Source organism: Roseovarius maritimus (assembly GCF_043355895.2).
Classification (GTDB): domain Bacteria; phylum Pseudomonadota; class Alphaproteobacteria; order Rhodobacterales; family Rhodobacteraceae; genus Roseovarius; species Roseovarius maritimus.
In genome coordinates, this window is sequence record NZ_JBHFPF020000001.1 from 843,269 (window position 1) to 859,094 (window position 15,826).

Annotated in this window: 12 protein-coding genes and 1 pseudogene; 5 read left to right on the forward strand and 8 right to left on the reverse strand. The window is 59.1% G+C overall.

Annotation, left to right across the window (positions count from 1 at the left end; translation table 11 throughout):
- The first annotated feature begins 42 nt into the window (after nt 1-42).
- Entirely contained in the window at nt 43-1,434 is a 1,392-nt protein-coding gene (locus ACEWPM_RS04200; protein WP_393961958.1) for an O-antigen ligase family protein, read from the forward strand.
- Here the strand turns inward: ACEWPM_RS04200 and ACEWPM_RS04205 are convergent.
- Genes ACEWPM_RS04205 through ACEWPM_RS04215 form a run of 3 tightly spaced genes read right to left on the reverse strand, consistent with a single transcriptional unit; the run spans nt 1,384 to nt 3,279 of the window.
- The gene (locus ACEWPM_RS04205; RefSeq protein WP_393961960.1) at nt 1,384-1,635 is read right to left on the reverse strand and encodes a hypothetical protein; all 252 of its coding nucleotides are present in this window, start codon (nt 1,633-1,635) and stop codon (nt 1,384-1,386) included. The two genes, ACEWPM_RS04200 and ACEWPM_RS04205, sit on opposite strands and share 51 nt — an antisense overlap.
- Nucleotides 1,632-1,862, reverse strand: coding sequence for a hypothetical protein (locus ACEWPM_RS04210; protein WP_393961962.1), 231 nt, complete (start codon nt 1,860-1,862; stop codon nt 1,632-1,634). Before ACEWPM_RS04210 ends, ACEWPM_RS04205 begins: the two co-directional genes overlap by 4 nt.
- Nucleotides 1,855-3,279 (reverse strand): GumC domain-containing protein, encoded by a 1,425-nt coding sequence (locus ACEWPM_RS04215; RefSeq protein ID WP_393961963.1) that lies wholly within the window; start codon nt 3,277-3,279, stop codon nt 1,855-1,857. The genes ACEWPM_RS04210 and ACEWPM_RS04215 overlap by 8 nt, the downstream gene beginning before the upstream one ends.
- A 127-nt stretch (nt 3,280-3,406) precedes the next feature.
- Between ACEWPM_RS04215 and ACEWPM_RS04220 the strand changes: the two genes are divergently transcribed.
- Complete coding sequence (locus tag ACEWPM_RS04220; RefSeq protein WP_393961965.1) at nt 3,407-4,777, forward strand: polysaccharide biosynthesis/export family protein; 1,371 nt, start codon at nt 3,407-3,409, stop codon at nt 4,775-4,777.
- On the opposite strand, the gene ACEWPM_RS04225 is transcribed toward ACEWPM_RS04220, so the two are convergent.
- A complete protein-coding gene (locus ACEWPM_RS04225) occupies nt 4,752-5,900 on the reverse strand; it encodes a GNAT family N-acetyltransferase (RefSeq protein WP_393961966.1) in 1,149 nt (382 codons plus the stop codon). The genes ACEWPM_RS04220 and ACEWPM_RS04225 overlap by 26 nt on opposite strands.
- A gap of 197 nt (nt 5,901-6,097) precedes the next feature.
- Here ACEWPM_RS04225 and ACEWPM_RS04230 point away from each other — a divergent pair, with 197 nt between their 5' ends.
- Together ACEWPM_RS04230 and ACEWPM_RS04235 are read left to right on the forward strand one after the other, a co-directional pair.
- On the forward strand, nt 6,098-6,940 hold the full coding sequence (locus tag ACEWPM_RS04230) for a hypothetical protein (RefSeq protein ID WP_393961967.1): 843 nt from the start codon (nt 6,098-6,100) through the stop codon (nt 6,938-6,940).
- Between the two features lie 59 nt (nt 6,941-6,999).
- Nucleotides 7,000-7,178 (forward strand): annotated as a pseudogene (locus ACEWPM_RS04235) (transposase); the annotation flags it as partial.
- A 96-nt stretch (nt 7,179-7,274) separates the two neighbouring features.
- Here the strand turns inward: ACEWPM_RS04235 and ACEWPM_RS04240 are convergent.
- On the reverse strand, nt 7,275-9,407 hold the full coding sequence (locus ACEWPM_RS04240) for a malate synthase G (protein ID WP_393961970.1): 2,133 nt from the start codon (nt 9,405-9,407) through the stop codon (nt 7,275-7,277).
- 89 nt (nt 9,408-9,496) lie between these two features.
- On the opposite strand from ACEWPM_RS04240, the gene ACEWPM_RS04245 reads away from it, so the two are divergent.
- Complete coding sequence (locus tag ACEWPM_RS04245) at nt 9,497-10,267, forward strand: IclR family transcriptional regulator (RefSeq protein ID WP_393961972.1); 771 nt, start codon at nt 9,497-9,499, stop codon at nt 10,265-10,267.
- Between the two features lie 687 nt (nt 10,268-10,954).
- Here ACEWPM_RS04245 and ACEWPM_RS04250 read toward each other — a convergent pair.
- The 3 genes from ACEWPM_RS04250 to ACEWPM_RS04260 form a co-directional block, all read right to left on the reverse strand.
- Nucleotides 10,955-11,947, reverse strand: a complete 993-nt coding sequence (locus ACEWPM_RS04250) for a serine hydrolase domain-containing protein (RefSeq protein ID WP_393961974.1) — start codon at nt 11,945-11,947, stop codon at nt 10,955-10,957.
- Nucleotides 11,948-12,169: 222 nt separating this feature from the next.
- The gene (locus ACEWPM_RS04255) at nt 12,170-12,859 is read right to left on the reverse strand and encodes a GntR family transcriptional regulator (protein WP_393961976.1); all 690 of its coding nucleotides are present in this window, start codon (nt 12,857-12,859) and stop codon (nt 12,170-12,172) included.
- Nucleotides 12,859-15,771, reverse strand: coding sequence for an FAD-binding and (Fe-S)-binding domain-containing protein (locus ACEWPM_RS04260; RefSeq protein WP_393961978.1), 2,913 nt, complete (start codon nt 15,769-15,771; stop codon nt 12,859-12,861). Before ACEWPM_RS04260 ends, ACEWPM_RS04255 begins: the two co-directional genes overlap by 1 nt.
- Nucleotides 15,772-15,826 lie beyond the last annotated feature (55 nt).

The window sequence follows — 15,826 nt, forward strand, 5'->3', positions numbered from 1 at the left end:
TCCTGGTTGCGTGGTATGCTCTGGGTTCTGGGCCCTATCTTGATGGCGCTGGTAGTGGTTTTCTATCCGATCTGGGCCGCTGCATTTTCGCTGCCGCGATGGCTGCAGGTCGCGTATGTGGTCGCCCCCGTACTGGTGGCGATACCCGTTCTGACTGCCCTTGTGGTGAGGGCGTTGCGCATCAGCGACGATCCCGCAGTTCCGATCCTGAGCTTGCTTCTGATTACCTCACAGCTGAACGGTATCGGAGCAGGACCCCTTGATCTCTTCGACGCGGCGCTGCTTGGCGCTTTCGGCATATGGGCGGCCCGGATCGCGACCGATTCCGAACGGGCTTTGCGCCTGTCCCCTTTATTCTTCGGGGTCTCGCTTCTGGTTGTTCTGGGCATTGCGCATTTGCCTGTGATCAGTCCGGTTACGTGGTTTATCGGTATTTTCGGCATCGTTCGGGTGGCCATTCTTACCCTGATGGTCGTCGATCTGTGCAGGACGCTGGCAACGCTTCGCGTCTTTTCTTCCATCTTCATCGCAGTGGCGGTGGTCAGCGCGCTTATTGGCATGCTGCAATTCGCCCTCGCCTATTTTCAAGTGTTCTATTTCAGCTTGATCGATCCCCTGCAGTCGGCGTTCAAACCGACTCCTATCGGCTTCGTGATGAGGGCTTCGGGGCTTTGCAGCACGGCGCAGCATTTCTCGTCATTCATGGTCTACGCGCTTCCGTTCGCCCTTTGGCAAGCCAGTCTATCGCGCCGCTGGTGGGATTTTCTGTTCATTCTGATCATACTGGGTGGGCTTGCCGTCTCGCTCAATTTCGGCGGCATCTTCGCCGGTGCGCTGGCCTTGAGTCTATTCCCGCTTTTGCGCTGGCCTAGTCTGATCCTCCACTTCGTGTTGATTGGAACCCTCTTTCTGGGACTTGCCTATTTCGCGGGACTTCTGGACGTCGTCTATGACATGTCATTCGGCGATGCGGGCATCGCCAAAGGCGTGGATCAGCGCAAGACGCTGTTCGAGTTGGGGCTGGAGCAGGTTGGCCGTGCCCCGCTGATCGGAACCGGACTTCACGGGTTTGGCGAGGTCGACGGCAATTTCTGGGATCGGCCGGTGCACAACATGTTCGGGCAGGCCGCGACCGAACTGGGCGTGATGGGTGCGCTTGTCTGCATCGGCATCTTCTTCGCCTTGACGCTGGATTTGGGACGGCTTGTGCTGTCGGACAAGGTACGGTCACGGTTTCCTGCAGTACTCTTGATGGTTCTTCTGGCGGCGCTGCTTCTCGCACAGAACGAACCGAACCTACAGCACAGCAATCTGTGGCTGATGCTGGCCGTGTCTCAGTCCGTCATCCTGATCGCGCGGTCGGGCCAACTGTGCGGCCGAAGGTCAGATCAGAAAATCGGTCAAGACAAAGAAGGCGAGTCCCACCAACGCTAGCCCCGCAAAGACCAGCAGAGCCTCGACGACGCGGCTGCCACCCGCCAAAAGGCGTGATTTGCGCACTCGTCGGGCCGCGCTGGGGTCCAGCCATTGACCGTCAACCAGTTGGCGGCCCATGTCGCGTTGGGTCAGGGTTTCGCGGCGCAGGGCAGCGCGGACGATGGTGTAGATTCTGCTGTGATGATCATGCGCGGTCATGGCGGTGAGTAATGAAACAAAAGGTTCAGGACTATGGCGGTCAGAAACACCGCCAGCCCGGCAGAAAAACAGCCGAGGGCAAGACCGCCGAGAAGATACAAGCCCTCGCGAAACAGCTTTGCTCTACGGGCCCGGCCAGGTGAAAGCGCCGTTTCGATCTCGGATCGTCCTGCGGCGCTGATGCTTTGGATCGCGGCGCGCATCTCAGGGGGAAGCGGCTCAGCCATCCGTGCCTCCGCTCCCGCGATTTCTCAGCACCAGCGGCGCGCCAGAGCGCAACGCGGCGATCTCCTCTGACGTGAAGATGGGCGGGGGTGCCTCGGCGCTGCGGCGCAGCCGGCGGCCGCGTTCCATATGCGCAAGGTAAATGGCGTAATAGGCACCGAAAATTGCCCCGCAAATCAAGGCGACGACCATATTGAGCAGCGGAAGCGGGAAGACAGGGCGGAACGGAGGCTCGCCGGTGGTGACAACGACCAGAGGGGCCGAAGCGTTGGCGGCCTGCAAAGCGGCCGCAGAAGCATTGTCGGCCAGCGCAGCGATTTGACCTTCTAGCGCGGCGATACGCTGGCTGAGAACTTCGTCCTTGCCGACAGCCTGAAGAATCATCTCGAATCTGTCGGTGACGGCTTCCACTGTGGCCTCGGTCGAGGTCCGAGCTGCCAGTTCTTCGGCAAGATCCGCCTGCGTCAACGCACGTTCAAGCCTGAGCCTTTCGAACAGGCTGCCATCGGATTTGGCAGCAGCTTCGGTCAGCCGCCGTCGCTCTGCATCCATGGCTGTTTCAAGCTCTGTGATCTGCGCCTCGATGGCCTCACGTCGCGGACTGGCTACGCCATCGGTGACCGATGCAAGCTCGACCCGTAATTCGAGAATGCTTTGCAGCATATTGTCGAGCGCGGTCGTGGTTTCGATTGTGAGCCCATCGCGATAGAGCGCGGTCTCTTCCTGCAATGTTTGAGCAACCGCATCACGGCGCGCCATCATTTCCGCGATACGGCTGTCCGCGCTGCGCAGGTCGTGCAAAGCCACATCGCGTTCCGCCTGAATGCGCTGAAGCGCGCTTTCATCTGCGGTTGAGGCGCTCGCTGCTCTCAGTCTCTGGCGCTCGGTGCGTAACGCCGCGAGCTCGGCTTCCAAGGTCGTGATCTGGCCCGTCAGCGCGCGCGCGATTTCATCGGCGCGCGTGCGTAACGAGGCTTCATGAAACTGCCGGTAAAGGACAGGGACGCGCTTGACGATATCCGCCGCCTTTTGTGGATCGGGGTCGCGCACGAAAACATCGATCATGAATTCGCCGCTTACCGTCACATCGATCTGCCGTTGAAGATCGGATCGCGGCACGCCTGCATCCGCGGCCAGTGCCGTCATCATTTCCTGCCCGCGCAGTATCCCTACGTCAAGCGAAGCTGCTTTCTCCTCGGGGATCGGAAAAAGCGGTTTTTGGGGTGCATCCGGTACGCTTCCCGAGAAACTGGAAGGTGTGGCATTTGCAGCAAGGTAGAACGTCGTCTTGGCCTCGAAGACCGGCGTCATGGCAAGACTGCCGAAATACGCAAGCCCGCCCGCCGCGACCGAGGTGAACACGATGAGCCAGCGGCGGATATGGATATCGTGCCAATGTTGATGAAGTGGCACGTCCAATCCCGGTTGTCCCTGCACACTGGCCATGTCCGAAAACAATCAAAAATGTTGTTGTAAATCCCTATAAATACTACGCTTGTTTCAAGTCACTTGGCAATGGCTTCCGTATTTTCGAGAAGATCAGACCATGAAGCATTTTGTTCACACCAGTGTTTTGTCGCTTGTTCTGTCCGTTTGGACCGGCGGTATTACTGCCTTCGCGCAAGAGGTTGTGTTAGCTCCAGGCGATGTTGTTCAGTTATCCGTTTACGGACGCGACGACTTGTCAGGCGAACGAACAGTTGACCCGGCTGGCAACGTCGGAGTGCCGCTGTTGGGCCGTCTGAATGCATCGGGAAGGACGCCGGCCGAACTGGAAGCGGCCATTTCGCGCGGACTTGTCGAAAACGAACTGATCGTCTCGCCCAGCCTGTTCGTTGATGTCGTGCGATGGCGGGATGTGTTCGTGACCGGCGATGTACCACAACCGGGGGCGTTCACCTGGCGGCCCGGACTGACGCTTCGGCAGGCGGTGGCGCTGGCCGGCGGTTCGAGCCGGTTGCCGAAGGACGAACTCGGATCTTTCCTGCAGGCTTATTCGGCCATCGAACGTGCTGGAGCCGCCGAATTGGCAATCGGATCCCTTACCGCACGAAGAGCCCGCCTTGATGTCGAACTAGCATTTGTGAACGCGCTGTTCGAGCAGATCGATCCCGACCATTTCGATCTTCCCGAGGCGCTGAATGCCGCGGCCGTGATCGAGGACGATGAAGCAGCGCTTACGAACGAGGCCCTCGAAGCCGCTTTTCTGATCCGGATGGCGGCTGTGGATCATCAGGCCTTTGCGGAACTGATCCGGATCGGCATCGAGCTTATTGCCTTTCCGGCACAGATAGCCATGATTCCGGCGCTGGATGACGTGCGCGAAACCCAACAGCGTCTGATAATGGCTAATCTTAGCACTCATCTGGCGACGGAGCATTCTCTGAAGCTGCGCCGGGCATCGCTGAAGGATGTGATCACCTACCTCGAGCAGCAGAACGAAGCTATTTCGGAAGCTGTCCTGGTGTCGCGGGAGCGCCTCGGCTCATTGCTGACCCTGAAAGATCAAGGCCTTATGCGCCTGCAGGATCTACAGGACAGCCAGACATCCTATTCGCAGTTGCTGGCAACACAGATCAGCATCAATGCCCAGATCGCAGAAACCCGAGTGTCCCTGGAACAAATAGACCTCCAGTTGCGCAACTTCGTTCCTTTGCTCCGCCAGGAGCTGAGCCGAGAGCGCGAACAGCTGATTGCGACCCTGGGAGAGCAGGAAGCCCGCCGTGCCTCGATTATTCGTGCTGCCGATATCGCGCGGCGCTATCTTGATCTGGACCTGACGCTGCAAGGAGACAGATCCGTCACCTATGAAATCAACCGAACAGCCAATGGCGAGTCCACGATCCTGACTGCCGAAGAGAGCACGCCTATATTGCCAGGAGACACAATCGTCATTGGGATCCAGGAGGGTCTTTAGCCCTTTTCTTAGCCGTTTCGCGATGAAGTACGCCCCGTTTCGCCCGTGCGGCCATCCAGAGTGCCCGCCCGCGAAGCGTGGGCGCAAAAATGCGCAACGTCTCGTGCGGCCTGTCACCGGTTGCCCAGCGTTTGAAAAAATCCGTACACCCGTGCATGTCCACCTCTTGCAAACCATCTTCGCAGGCTGCGCGCATCATCGCGGAGAAGGCAAGGAGGCCAGGCGCTTGGTCGCGCGCACTGCTATCGAAATGCGTGGTGTGAACTGAAACAGACATCGCGCCGGCCAGCATTCGGAGGGCGGCGATCGGGCGATCCTTCACGAGAACCAGCCAAAGATCCCCCACATCTTCCGGTGCGAGACGGTCCAGAAGCAGGTCGTGAAACTGCCTGTCGGCGGCGCTCATGGCGGCACCGGGATCGGCGGCCTGCCAGCTCCGCCTTTCAACATCAAACCACTTGCGCAAGTGCAGGCGGATCTGATCGCGCCCGCAGATACGGCGCACCTCCAATCCTTTTGTGTCGGCCGCCTGTTTCAGCGCTTTGCGGACCTGCCATCGATGATTGCGCGATCTCGTGGCAAGGTAGTCCTTCCAGTCCGGGCATAGCTTGGCATAAAAAAGCCGTCGCGCAGGCACAGGCTCCAAGCTCCATCCCCCGATACACGCGGCTGCACTTCGCAAACACCCGCTAATTGCAGGTGCGGATGGCAGATGATCCAGAATGAGGCTGTCCGCCTCAAGAGAAAACGCGCCCTGAAGAAGTGCGCCCGCGACGGTTGCAGCATCTGTCTCGTCGCGTGGTGCGATCAAAGGGTCATTGTTGATCACGTTCGGATTGTTGGGAAACCCCATCTCGCGGACCGAGAACCCCATTTTGATCATCCGCCGCGATACCAGGGGCAGCACCCCGGCAAGCCGCCCCCTAGAATACGCACTTATCACGACGGGGCGGTCCTCAGAATGGTAAACCTCCATCGCCGCAATAAGGTATTCAGGGCCACAATAAGGCCAGGCGGCATGACGTTCGTGGGCCAGCGCACGCCATTCCCTTTCCAATTCCGAAATGGCTGTGAGACCGGTCGTGACTTTCCATTTGACTGGCGCGGGCGGCGTTTTTTCCATAGGCTCACCTCTGAGTTCCACTCGTCCCGGAGCGGCGTCGTGATCGGTCGGCGCTGTTTCAAAAAGCGGCGGAGTTCATCAACGCAATCTGGTCAGAAACTGGGTCACATGCGGCATCTAACAGTGATTTTCTTGATTTCGAAACCATTTTCCCAGGAAAACTGCCGTCATCGATATCCATTAGGCAAGATACTCTGATGGGTGCGCCGTCGATTTTACGCAAGATCGGCCAGGCATTGGAGGCTCGCTCAGATCGCGTTTTCGTAGAGCGTCGGAATCGGAAACTCGAAACCGCCTATGCCAGGGATCGCAAAGCTTGGCTGCAGCGGATGGAAGTTGCGCTCGTTCGTGGCCGACGGTGGTTCGAGCCACAGCATGATTTGACGATGTCCGCAATCCTGGTACTCGATCAGGCATTCCGGCAGAGCGGGCATGACGATTTGGCCTTCGTGGAAGACCGGATCGAGATCTATCGCCAAACCTATTTCGATCCGGGCCTAAGGGCCGTGCGAAGAGATTACGACCCCGATCAGCACCGGCATTTGCCGGACATAATGGAAATACGCCGTTATCAGGTCATCGAACTGATGATGATTGATGCTGCGAATGCTGATCGCATCGATGCGAAACGGTTGCTGCGATATCTGCAGGCGTTGCCAGATGGCGGACACTATGGATCGACACATGTGGTCGTCGGTGGATTGCTGATGAAGCGCGCGGGTGTCGAATTGGAAGGGCAGATCGACAGTCTGATTGAGGCAGAAATTGCCAGCATCGCAGCACGGAATTCCGAAGTAAGCTATGCCGGAGATCTGTTTGCAGAGCGGATTTTCATCCTGGAATGGTTTGGCCGCCACGATCTGGTTTCGCCTGCCTGGATGATCCGCCTGACCCGCGCGCAGCAGAAAGATGGCGGATGGCTTGGGCGCAGCGTTCCACCTTTTGGCCGATCCAATCAACACACGACCTCCCTGGCGATGGCAGCGCTGGCACAGTTTCTGCATGCTGAACGAATACGCTGTGCCGGGCGGAACGAATGACTTGGCCGCCGGTGCTGTCAGACGGATTCGAACCAGTCTCTGCAAGGGCAATGAAACTGCTGATGAAAGAGCTCAAGATCAAGCTGATGGAGCGGATGCTCGGGGCTGAGCTGACTGCGCATCTGGGCTACGAGGACGGCAAAGGTGCGCTCCGGGCCAAGCCAACCGGCGCAATGGCGCGGCCAGCAAGCGACTGAAGGGCCTGACCCGGATCGATGGCATGGATGACAAGATCATCAGGTTTGCCTGAGATCTGTCTGCGGATTCTTGAAATCAGCACAATGTCAGAACCGGTGACACGTCAGCTTCAATAGAACCGCGCCTTCAAGCTACCTCACGACCCGTTTTTGACCCGCAAACGGGCCGCGTAAAGAAGCGGTTCCGTGTAGCCAGACGGCTGGCACACCCCTTTGAACACAAGGTCGCGCGCGGCGTTAAACGCCTCGCCGTCGAACGATGGAGCCATCGCGCTGTAGGCGGGATCACCAGCATTCTGCGCATCAACCTTTGCCGCCATCTGGCGGAACGCCTGCTCGACCTGCTCGGTGGTACAGATACCGTGCTCGATCCAATTCGCCAGATACTGTGAGGAAATACGCAAGGTGGCGCGATCTTCCATCAAGGCGACATCATCAATATCGGGCACTTTGGAACATCCAATCCCCTGATCGACCCATCGCACCACATATCCAAGGATCGATTGACATGCGTTTTCCAACTCACGTGTGACCACGTCTTCGCTCAGGACGCGACCACTCATCACCGGAGGAGTCAGCAGACCCTCCCGCGACGCCTGCTCACGCGTCATTTTTTGCTTTTGCACTTCGGTGACATTGACATGGTGATAATGCGTGGCGTGCAACGTGGCCGCCGTCGGGGACGGCACCCAGGCGGTATTCGCACCGGATTTGGGATGACCGATCTTTTCGCGCAACATATCCGCCATATTGTCCGGCTTGGCCCACATCCCCTTACCAATCTGGGCGTGTCCCATCAGGCCAACGGCAAGGCCTGTATCAACGTTGCCATTCTCATAGGCCTCGATCCAAGCAGTTGCCGCCATTTCGCCGCGCGGAATGACAGGTCCAGCCTGCATCATCGTATGAATTTCGTCGCCGGTCCTGTCTAGGAAGCCTGTGTTGATGAACACGCAGCGCGATTTCACCTCTGCAATACATGCAGGCAGGTTGGCCGACGTGCGCCGTTCTTCATCCATGATCCCAAGTTTCACAGTGTTGCGCGGCAGGCCGAGCAGATCTTCGACGCGGGAATACAGGGTGTTGGAAAACGCAACCTCTTCGGGGCCATGCATTTTCGGCTTTACCACGTAAACCGAGCCGCTGCGCGAGTTGCGCAAGCCGTCCGTTTTCGACAGGTCATGCATCGCGCAGGCCACTGTGATCACCGCATCCATGATGCCTTCGGGCGTTTCCGCGCCGCCAAGCAAGATCGCGTTGGTCGTCATCAAGTGGCCGACGTTGCGCACCAACATAAGCGCGCGGCCGGGATGGGTGACAGTGCTGCCACCGGGTACAGTAAACGTCAGATCGGGGTGAAGGCGTCGGGTTATCGTTTTGCCGCCCTTCTCAAAGGCTTCCTCCAACGTGCCCTTCATCAGCCCCAGCCAATTGGCATAAACTTCGCATTTGTCCTCGGCATCGACTGCCGCGACAGAATCTTCACAATCCTGGATAGCCGTCAGCGCACTTTCCAGTCGGATATCAGAAATGCCGGCAGGGTCGGTTGCGCCGATTGTGCTGTTGCGATCAATCTTGATTTCGATAAGCAGCCCGTTCACACGCAACAGAACGTCACCGGAGTCGCGGTAACCCGCGTAATGCTCGGGATCTGCCAGTTTCGTCGGCTTGCCGTCGACACTGACCATCAAGGTATCGGTAGCGGTCAATGCATCGACATCCTTCCATGACCCTTCGGCCAGTGAGGCAACTTCGTCCAGATGGGCCCGCGCCCACGCGATAACCTGCTCCCCGCGCTTCGGATCATACTCCTGGCCTTCAGACGTGCCCGGGATGGCATCGGTTCCGTACAGCGCATCATACAGCGATCCCCAACGGGCATTCGCAGCGTTCAAGGCAAAACGCGCATTCATCACAGGAACGACCAACTGGGGACCGGCAATTTTGGCAATCTCAGGGTCGACGTTTGTGACGTCAATCTTGAAGGGCTCTGGGTCCGGACTCAGATAACCAATGTCGCGCAAAAAAGCGCAATACGCATCAATGTCAAATCGCTCGTCGCGATGCGATCGGTGCCAATCGTCGATCTTTGCCTGAAGCACTTTCCGCGTTTCCAACAGCGCCCGGTTTTCAGGGATCAAATCCTTCAGAAGCTCGCAATAGCCCTGCCAGAAAGCATCAGGATCGATATTCAAGAGAACCTCGTCTTCGATCAGTGCAGCAAGGTCAGCGGACACATCAAGATCCGCGCGTTTCACGTATGTCGTCATTCTGGAGTCCTTTTTTTCACACCCTAGACTTTGGCTCGTAGAAAAAGTAATTGGAGCATGATAATTTTTCACAATGCGGAAAGCCAAACATGAAACCTACGGGAAGCGGCGTTCAATCCGTTCGGCGGGCCATCACGCTGATGAAGCTGCTCGCCCTCTCAGACGAGGGCCACCGTGTTAGTGATCTAGCCCGTGATGCTGGCCTTGCGGTGTCGACGACACACCGCTTGCTCACCACATTGGAGGTTGAAGGCTTCGTTCAATTCGAACCAGAGCGGACGCTGTGGCATATCGGACGTGACGCGTATTCCGTCGGCTCAGCCTACATCCAGAAATACAATTTTATCGCCCCCGCCCTGCCCTTTCTGCGAAAATTACGCGACGAAACGCGCGAAACAGTGAACCTTGGCGTTTTGGACAAGGGCGAAATCATAACGATTTCTCAGGTGGAAAGCCGCGAAATCGTCCGAGCGATATCGCCCGCGGGAGGGCGTGTTCCTGCGTCTTGCTCTGGCATGGGCAAGGCTATTCTTGCAACATGGTCCGATCCGGACATTGCGGCATTTACCGCGCGGACCGGCTTTCACCCCATGACACCACGCTCTCATCGTCACATCGGCTCATTGATGGAGGACATCGTTAAAATCCGTGCTCAGGGCTATTCCGTAGACAACGAGGAACATGCAGCTGGTTTGCGCTGTGTTGCATCCGCCGTTTGGTCGCGGACAGGTGATGCGATTTGCGCGATATCTGTATCAGCGATTTCGGCGCGAATGCCCCAAGAACGCGTCTCGTTGGTTGGCAATAAGCTTCGCAGCATGGCAAATGCACTGACCACTTCACTTGCAGGAGATCAGTGATAATTTCCACAATGTGGAAAGCACGTATCTTGAACACCTCGGTCGCGCCAGCGCGTTCAAAAGAAAGCGGTGTGTGATGGCCGAGAGGATTTCAGTTTTACGCCCACGGCATGAGGTCGTCGATGCATGACGCTGGGCGAGGGCATAGGTGAAGACTCCGGCGAGCGGGTCGCCGCCACCCCAACCGCGATCATTGCGGGCCAACGCCCAGAGGTAGCCTGCTTTGGACTTGCCAACCTTGGGATCGCGCACCGGTGCCCGGATCTCGTCTGTTACCCGGCAGGCGCGTGCGAAGCAATCTGCGGAGAGGACATGAACAGGCGGCCTGATCGCTTGAGGTGGGTGAGCATCCGATTGACGACCAGGGCCAGATGGTAGGCTGCCGTGCCACACCAGCGTGCGAGGGTGAAGGCTCAAACGTTCCACAATCCTCAATCCTTTTGGCCAGTGCCGCGCATTCTACTAGCTGCTGGGCGGCATAGCCCTAGCGCTTTGATCTGACCTTCGACAGCTTGAAGTCGATCACGGCTCTCATGGCTCTATGCGTCGTGCAAGGCTGTCCGTCACCGACTAGGCGCTCCACTATCGCGCAATATTCAAGTCGAGCGTGCCTACGAACGCCCAGCGCGAAACGCTTTTGGAGCCATTGACCTCGGACAGCTCATGCCCGGCATTGCAAGCGATCACTCAACACGGGATCGCGCGCATCAGTGCCTCGAGAAATGCCTGAGAATGGGCGGGGTCAAGCCAGCGCATGACCGCCACGATATCGTCCTCGGGGCTGATCCACAGGTTATGCCCCCCTGCCCCCAACGCGCTGAACGCCGTCGATGGCAATTTGGGATTGGCAGCCTGCCCTTTGTTCAGCCACCAGAGGAACCCGTATTTGTCCAGCGTCGGCGTCTGCTCAAGCGACCTCTGCATCCAGTTGTTCGGCAATATCTGCTTGCCGTTCCATGCACCATTCTGTTTGATGAACAGGCCGAATTTCGCGTGATTGTTGGCGCTGATGAACAGGCCACCGCCCCAGTGACCGCCGCCCGTGACAGATTGCACCCGGCGGCCGTTCAGTTCCACCCAGGACGTCGAGTATCCCTCCCACGTCCAGCTGTCCGAGGCGCCGATGGGATCCATGATGCGCTCGCGCAGCACCTCCGGCAGGGGGCGGCCAAACCGGCACAGCAGGGCATAGGCCAGCGCATTCACGCGCACATCGTTGTATTCGTAATAGCTGCCCGGCTGGCCGACCTCGCGCAACTGGCCCTTGCGGCTGTTGTCCGCGCCGATACCGATCTGTCGGAAATGATCAACTTGATCGTCCTTGCCAAAAATCTCGCCACGCCATTCGCTGTTCATCTGCAGCATGTGCCGCCAGGTGATCTCGGCGTTGTGCGCGCTTGAAAAATGCGGTCCCTCCACCGTATCACCGACCGGCGCGTCCAGATCATCAATCAACCCATCCTTCACGGCCAGTCCCGCAAGAACGGATAGATAGCTTTTCGCGATGGAGAACGTCATGTCCGTGCGGTCAGTATCCCCCCATTCAGCGATCCGCTCGTTGCCTTTCAGAACGACGCCTGCGGGTCCGCCGCGCTCGGCAACGGGGCCGACGATCTCGGTCCAGGGGCCACTCTCGTTCCATTCGACATTCCCGACATAGGACCCGTCTGGATAAAACATGCTCCGTGGCCACTTTGTCTCGTGGGCCAGTGCATGATCGACAACCGTCTGAAGGGCGGGTGTTGCGGCAAAGGAAGTCATTACGGGCGCTTTCTAATGTCGGTGAGGATGCCAGTGTTCAGTTCGGGCGCTTGCGGTTCTGAGCGCGCTCCGGCGTGGCTTTCGTATCAAAGGGTAGAGTGAGACATTTGGCTTGATCGGATTTTCCGTCCGCCGGGCCGATCACGAGGCGTCGGGCAGCGGTTGCTGCGTCTCCAGCCAATGCACAACCGAGGCGCGCTTGGCCTCCATGTGGCCCAGCAGGGTCTGCGCCAGTTTCTTGCCGTCCCGGTCAGACAGATCTCGCAGGATGTTCTCGTGTTCCTGCACCGCCGTTGCCCACCGCCCTTCGGTCATGTTGGCAAGGTAGCGCGCGCGCTGCATCCGCAGCGACAGCGTCTGACAGGAGGTGGTCAGCGTATCGTTGCGCGCGGCCAGCAGGATCGCGCGGTGGATCTGCTGGTTCAGCGAAAAATAGCTGTCGAGATCACGGGTTTCATAGCTAATGATCATCTGTTCGTGCAGGTGGCGCACCGCCGCGATTTCATCGTCCGAGATGCTTTTGCAGGCCAGCTCGCCCGACAGCGCCTCGAGCGCGCCAAGGACGGGAAAAACCTCGTCGACCTCGCCGATGGTGACAGGTGTCACCCACGCCCCGCGGTTGGGTTCCAACCGCACGAGCCCGTCCGAGGCCAGTACCTTGAGCGCCTCGCGCAGGGGGGTGCGGGACACGTCAAAGCGGATGCACAGGTCCTTTTCCGGCACTTTCGCGCCCGGTGCCAGATCCCCGTTGATAATCAAGAATTGCAGGCGGTCGACCAACTCCTGATGCAGAGATTTGCGCTTGATCGGCTGAGGGGCGGCGGCATGCATCACTGGGTACCTCGTGACTGATCCAACGCCATCTCAAGAAGGCGCGCAACGTGGATCGGTTTGCGTCCGGTCGTATCGCGTACCTGATGGCGGCATGAGGTGCCATCAGCGACGATCAGCGTGTCATCATCGGCGGCGCGCACCGCTGGGGCCAGGTCCAGCTCGGCCATTTTCAGCGAGATGTCATGGGTGTCTATCCCGTAGCCGAACGAGCCGGCCATGCCACAGCAACTGGTCTCGACCGTCTCAATAGTCGTGTCGGGGATGCGCGACAGAGTTTTCTGGATCGCGGTCATCACACCCATCGCCTTTTGGTGGCAATGGCCATGCAGCAGAACTTTCGGCGCGGGCGAGGTCAGCGATAGGGTGAAATGGGGGTTGTCGTCCTGATCCGCGATGTATTCTTCCAGCATGCGGGCCTGTTTCGCCAGCAGGGCAGTATCCTTGCCGGGCATCAGGGCGGGGATTTCATCGCGCAGCGTCAAAAGGCAGCTGGGTTCCAGCCCGATGATGGGCAGGCCCTGTTCGGCATAGGGCAGCAGAGCATCGACCAGACGGCGCGCCTCGGCGCGGGCCTCGTCCACCAGACCGGCGGACAGGAACGTGCGCCCGCAACACAGCGGGCGTTCGCCCTTTGGCGCGGCGGCGACATGCACGCGGGTTTGGGCGGCGTCCAGAACGGTCAGCGTGGCGCGCAGGTTTTCAGGCTCGAAATAACGGTTGAAGCAATCCGCGAACAGCACCGCCTGCGGGCTGTCTTCTGGCGCCACCTCGCTGTTCTTGAAGGGCCGCGCGCTCCAGACCGGCAGGTCGCGCGTGGCGGTGAACCCGGTCAGGCGTTCGGTCAGTTTGGCCAGGCCCGGCACCGTGTTGCGCAGGTTCGCCAGACCCGAGAGGCGCGACGCCCACGGTGCATAGCGCGGCAGGTAGCCGACCAGACGGTCATGCAGACTCAGCCCGTGTTTTTTGGCGCGCGCCGCCTGAACCTCGATCTTCATGCGGGCCATGTCGACGCCGGTGGGGCATTCGCGCTTGCAGCCCTTGCAGGACACGCAGAGTTTCATCGTTTCCGCCATCTGGTCCGAGGTCAGGGCATCCGGCCCCAGCTGTCCGGTGATCGCCAGCCGCAATGTGTTGGCGCGGCCGCGCGTCAGGTCCTGTTCCTTGCGTGTCACGCGGAATGAGGGGCACATCACGCCGCCTTTCAGCTTGCGACAGGCACCGTTGTTGTTGCACATCTCGATCGCGCCCTGAAAGCCGCCGCCGCTGCCGGTCCAGTCGGACCAATCCAGTTCGGTGCGCATTTCGGGAGCGGCGTAATCGGGGCCATAGCGGAACAGCCGCCGGTCATCCATTTTCGGCGCATCGACGATCTTGCCGGGGTTGAACAGGCCCTCTGGGTCAAAGCGTTTCTTGACCTCGGCAAAATTCGCGATCATGCGCGCGCCGAACATCTTTTCGTGGAATTCCGACCGGACCAGACCGTCGCCATGTTCGCCCGAATGCGAGCCCTTGTATTTCGCCACAAGGTCAAAGCATTCCTCGGCAATCGCGCGCATTGTCGCGACGTCCTTGTCCAGTTTCAGGTTCAGCACCGGGCGCACATGCAGGCACCCGACCGAGGCATGGGCATACCATGTGCCCTTGGTGCCGTGTTTCTCGAAAATCTCGGTCAGACCATCGGTATAGGCAGCCAGATCGGGCAGTTCGACGGCGCAATCCTCGACAAAGGACACCGGTTTGCCGTCGGCCTTCATCGACATCATGATGTTCAGGCCCGAACTGCGCAGGTCCGCGATGCGGGCCTGCATGGCGGCGTCGGTGACCTTGGTCACGCCGCCCCATGATTTGCCGGTGCCGGACCAGGAATAGCCCAGATCGCCCATCATCTCGTCCAACTCGGTCAGCTTGGCGGGGTGGCGACTGGCATCCTCTTCCGCGAATTCGACCAGCAGCAGCGCCTCGGGCGTGCCGGTCACGACCTCTTCAATGGTGGCGCGGAACATCGGAATGTCGCGGGCCAGCGCGATCATCGTCGCATCGACCAGTTCGACCCCCTGCGGCTTCAAAGTGACCAGATGCTGCGCCGCATCCATCGCCTGGTGGAAGGTGGCAAAGTGGCAGACGCCCAGCACCTTTTGCGACAGGATCGGCCACAGCTTCAGCTCGATCGCGGTGGAATAGGCCAGCGTGCCTTCCGAGCCGACCAGAAGCTGGGCAAGGTTGTTGGGGACCTGCGACGGCGTCAGCGCGTCGATGTTATAGCCCCCCACCCGGCGCATGACCTTGGGAAAGCGGGCGTCGATTTCATTCGCCTCGCGGGCTCCAAGACGCAGCATGTCGTCACGCAGCGCGGTGTATGCGGGGTCTGCCGCTGCGCCGTTCGGGCCAAAATGGTGGCGACTTCCATCGGCCAGAAAGGCGTCGATGGACAGGACATTGTCGCGCATCATCCCATAGCGCAGCGATTTGCCGCCGCAGGAATTGTTGCCGGTCATGCCGCCAATGGTGGCGCGTGATGCGGTGGACACGTCCACTGGAAACCACAAACCATGCGGTTTCAACGCGCGATTCAATTCGTCCAGCACGATACCGGGGCGCACGACGCAGCGCAGATTTTCGACATCCAGTTCCAGAATGTCGTTGAAATATTGCGTGTTATCCAGAACCAACGCAGTGTTCACCGTCTGACCGCATTGCGACGTGCCGCCGCCGCGCGGCATTATCGGCACGTTCTGTTCGCGGGCAATGTCGATGGCGGCGCGGATATCGTCCTCTGATTTCGGGGACAGCACACCTAGCGGCATCATCTGATACAGCGAGGCATCCGTCGCATAGCGTCCGCGCGAAAAGTTGTCGAACAGAACGTCGCCTTCGACGCGGGATTTCAGGATATCCGAGAGCTGAGGCATGTTCGATGCAGTTCCTTGATACAGCAAGTATGATAAATGTCGTTGACATAATTTT